Source organism: Hydrotalea sp. (assembly GCF_049968455.1).
GTDB lineage: Bacteria > Bacteroidota > Bacteroidia > Chitinophagales > Chitinophagaceae > Hydrotalea.
Genome location: NZ_JBMFQT010000043.1, coordinates 1 through 3597, shown reverse-complemented (window position 1 = coordinate 3597; position 3597 = coordinate 1). Strand labels below are relative to the sequence as shown.

The 3597-nt window shown below is 36.0% G+C and carries 5 protein-coding genes; all 5 read right to left on the bottom strand.

Going from position 1 to position 3597, the window contains the following annotated elements; genetic code table 11:
- Positions 1-314: DapH/DapD/GlmU-related protein (locus ACP5P5_RS13490; protein WP_428286636.1), on the bottom strand; the 314-nt coding region annotated here is incomplete at its 3' end.
- 123 nt (positions 315-437) lie between these two features.
- Positions 438-1181, bottom strand: a complete 744-nt coding sequence (locus ACP5P5_RS13485) for a methyltransferase domain-containing protein (protein WP_428286635.1) — start codon at positions 1179-1181, stop codon at positions 438-440.
- Positions 1182-1202: 21 nt separating this feature from the next.
- On the bottom strand, positions 1203-2276 hold the full coding sequence (locus ACP5P5_RS13480; protein WP_428286634.1) for a glycosyltransferase family 4 protein: 1074 nt from the start codon (positions 2274-2276) through the stop codon (positions 1203-1205).
- Positions 2277-2281: 5 nt separating this feature from the next.
- Positions 2282-2767, bottom strand: a complete 486-nt coding sequence (locus ACP5P5_RS13475; RefSeq protein WP_428286633.1) for an acyltransferase — start codon at positions 2765-2767, stop codon at positions 2282-2284.
- Positions 2768-2826: 59 nt separating this feature from the next.
- Positions 2827-3597, bottom strand: a 771-nt coding sequence (locus ACP5P5_RS13470; RefSeq protein WP_428286632.1) for a glycosyltransferase family 2 protein, incomplete at its 5' end; no start/stop codon positions are given.

Below are 3597 nucleotides of genomic sequence, written 5' to 3'. Positions count from 1 at the left end.
GAAGCAATCATACTATAATCGCCAATCTGTATAGTGCTTTTAATATTGAATTCACAATAACTGCCAATGAATACCTGTTTCCCTATCAAGAATGCTTTTTGGGTATTATAAGGCGCATCATATTTGAAATAAACACCATGTTCAATCACGCACCTATCTCCAATAACAATTTTATGGGGCCAAATTGCTTTAAAACTACCGATAGAAACTTTATCCCCAATATGTACACCCTGTATACGCCAATATATCTTTTTTAAAGACATCCAAAATACAGAGTTCCACTGCTTTAATTTAAACATTAATTTATAGAACATGTTTAACTTTTTAACGCTTGCATTCATCTATGAGATACCGGAATGGGTGGTACGATATTAATAATGAACATTTCAAGCTATTGCTGTTGGTTTCTTGAGCAATATATTGCTTAGCTAAATTAATTAATAGCTATTGGGTCTTTTGCCTATAAAAGTATAATGACGGCCAAAAGGTTTAAAAATGGATTGGAAAAAAGAGGATTGAACCTGTTTGGTGCATAAACGAGCTGGATTAACTCCAGGCAATAATAACCATTGGTAATGATTGCTTTCTGTATGTATCAAATGCAGTCCTGCTTTTTTAAAATAATTGGCTACTTTAGAAAAGATGAAAAAATTCTCATGTGGTTGTATGCCACTCCCCGAATTAAAAGGTCGTTTGGTAACCCAAGCATGGAGCCAAGCAATTAGCATGCCATTCAAATAATTTTCAGTAGTAAGCATAAATTCTCCTCCCGGTTTTAATACCCGATAGATTTCATTGGCCATAGCTTGCGGGTTTAATACATGTTCCATGGTTTCACAAGAAATGACTATATCAAAGTGTTTGTCCGGATACGGCAATGCTTCTGCGTTGGCTACTTCAAAACATAAATTCTTAAGGGTAGAATCCGCAATCTTATTTTGAGCGATGGCTATCGCCTTTTCAGAAAAATCAGTTGCTATAATTGAAGCGGATGGATATTGTTGGGCCATCCAAATCGCAAAAGCGCCTCTGCCCGCCCCTATTTCCAACACTTTTTTATGCGATAAATCAGGCAATAACCTCATCACTGTTTGGTACCAAGGATCATTCAATACATGATTGTCTGTTTCAGTACTTCCTCTTTGTTCATGCCAGTTATTATATAATTCTTTTTCTTGCATGCTTTATACCGCTTGTTTTGTTTAGTTTATAGATTTACAAATCGCTACTATTTTATTAGCAGCATTTTCCCATGTATAGGGAGCTATTGATTGTTGAGCCATTTTCCCTAATTGTAAAGCTTCTTCAAAATGATGAATAGCCCAAATAATGGTTGATTTCAGGGAAGCTACATCGCCGGTTTCAAAAACTAATCCATTTACTTTATGCTGAATCATGTCTATTTGACCACTGTTATTGCTTACAATAGGACAAAGGCCCATGGCCATGGCTTGGTTCAAAGCCAATGATTGGCCTTCTAAATAAGAGGGCAAAACAAAAAATGCTGCGCCTTGATAAATATTTTTTTCAGAATCCGCATCGAAATTTGAAATAACCTCTATTTGATTGAAAACTTTTTGTTCGAAGAAAGCTTTTAATACCTCAGGTTTTAAACCCGTGCCTGCTATTCTAAGAACTGCCTGTGGGAAGGCTGCTAAAATTTCATTAAATACAGCTACGAGTAATTGATTCCCTTTTCTGGGTATCCAGGAACCATTGAACAAAAAAACTATTTTATTGGGTAAAACCATATTCTCCCCAATAAACATCGGGGTATAACCATTTTTAATTAAGGCAATTTTATGTGCGTGAACTTTTTTTTCTTCAATTAAATACTGGTAATCGGCCTTATTGAGGACTAAAATCTTGGCAGCCTTTTTAAAACCCAGGTTATTGGAGTAAAAACGAAGCTGTATAGGCAATACAGCGCCCCATCTCCCTTTTTTTAGAATACCGAACTGTTGTTGTATTAGCCATGCTCTTTCTTCAATACCATGACTGAAACTAATCAATGGAGTCTTTTTCAAGGGCAACCACCCACACAAGGGCTCATGTGCCATGATAATATCCGCTTGAATATTATTTTTTAGTAAGTACTGCCTGAAATACCATCCTTGCCATAAAGGATGAATTTTCCGATTGGCAGCAATTTCTTTTAATCCTATATGCAAAAATTGATAGCCTTCTGCTGTTAAAGCCTGCTGCCAATAGTAACTTACCCTCCCCATTCCGGAATTAGGATTAGGATCTACACTAGATAAGTGTATAATTTTCATGAAGCTTAATTTCTGAATTTGATTACTTTGGCAGGATTCCCTACTGCTATTGCATATTCAGGTATATTTTTTGTAACAACGGCATGCGCACCTATTACTGCTCCATCCCCAATAGTAACACCTGGCAGCACAATTGAACCGGCCCCCAACCAACAATCATTACCAATCTTTATCCCAATTTTGAGGGTATCAATGTCTTGCTCATGAATCAATTGATGTCGATTGCTAAATGCATGATTAGTAGAAATGAGTTGAACACCTTGTGCTAACATAGTATTAGAACCAATTTCCACTTTGGCTCTTGAAGCACGTATTGTAGTATAATCTCCAATATACACCCTTTTCCCAAAAATAATATCAGCGTGATCTTCCGCAAACAAAGACACATAATTATTAATACTAATGTGCTCGTTCAAATAAATACAACTTGTCTTGTCCGTTTTTAAAATTGTATAACGACCTAAATATGTCCAAGCATCCAATCTTTTCACGTTAACATGAAATAGACGCAGTTTGAGTAATAAAATTTTTATTCGAGCTTTAATTGAATTCATTTGACTTTTTTTGATACAATATCCCATTTTCTGCTTTCCCAAACTGTATAAACTATTTCAAGCATTAAATACCATACCGCTTGTACTGATTTAAAACTTTTCTTTTTAGCTTTAATATTAACTAATCTTGTTTTGATAATAGTTACTAAAAGATCTTTTATGGTTTTTTTTTGATGATATTTATGATAAAAATATAACCAACTTTCATGATATCTTGCAAATTGCTTTGGTTTGGGCATTTGTCTAGGTGCATGAAAAACTTTTGCAGTTTTCACAAAATGGATCGCTAAATTTTGAAGTTTAATCCTTTCTCGCAAATCATTGTCTTCCAAGTTTGGATACCTAAAATTTTCATCGAAAAGACCAATTTCAAAAAAAATATCCCTTTTAATCAAAAAATTACATGACCACAAATATCCTCCCGTCAAATTAACCGGTGCTATTAATAAAGGATCCATTTCTTCTGTAGAATAGATACACCCTTCAAAAACCCAACAACTATTTTGAGTCAAAATCGCTTTTTCATAAGCCTCTAATAATTCACTATCCGGTTCACAATCATCATCCAAAAACACCAGCCATGCTCCTTTCGCCAATCGGGCCCCGTTGTTGCGGTTGGCGGCCGGTCCGCGGCGCGGGCCGGCTACCCATTGTACCCGGGGAAATTGTTCGGCTATCATAGTAGCCGCACCAACTCCCACACTATCATCGGTTACAATAATTTCATACTCTACGTCCTGCAGGGTTTGTACTTCCGGTTGCAAGCA

What these genes read in the sequence shown, in the direction of transcription:
- ACP5P5_RS13485 (WP_428286635.1), bottom strand. Translation starts at nt 1,181, where the DNA reads ATGCAAGAAAAAGAATTATATAATAACTGGCATGAACAAAGAGGAAGT.
- ACP5P5_RS13480 (WP_428286634.1), bottom strand. Translation starts at nt 2,276, where the DNA reads ATGAAAATTATACACTTATCTAGTGTAGATCCTAATCCTAATTCCGGA.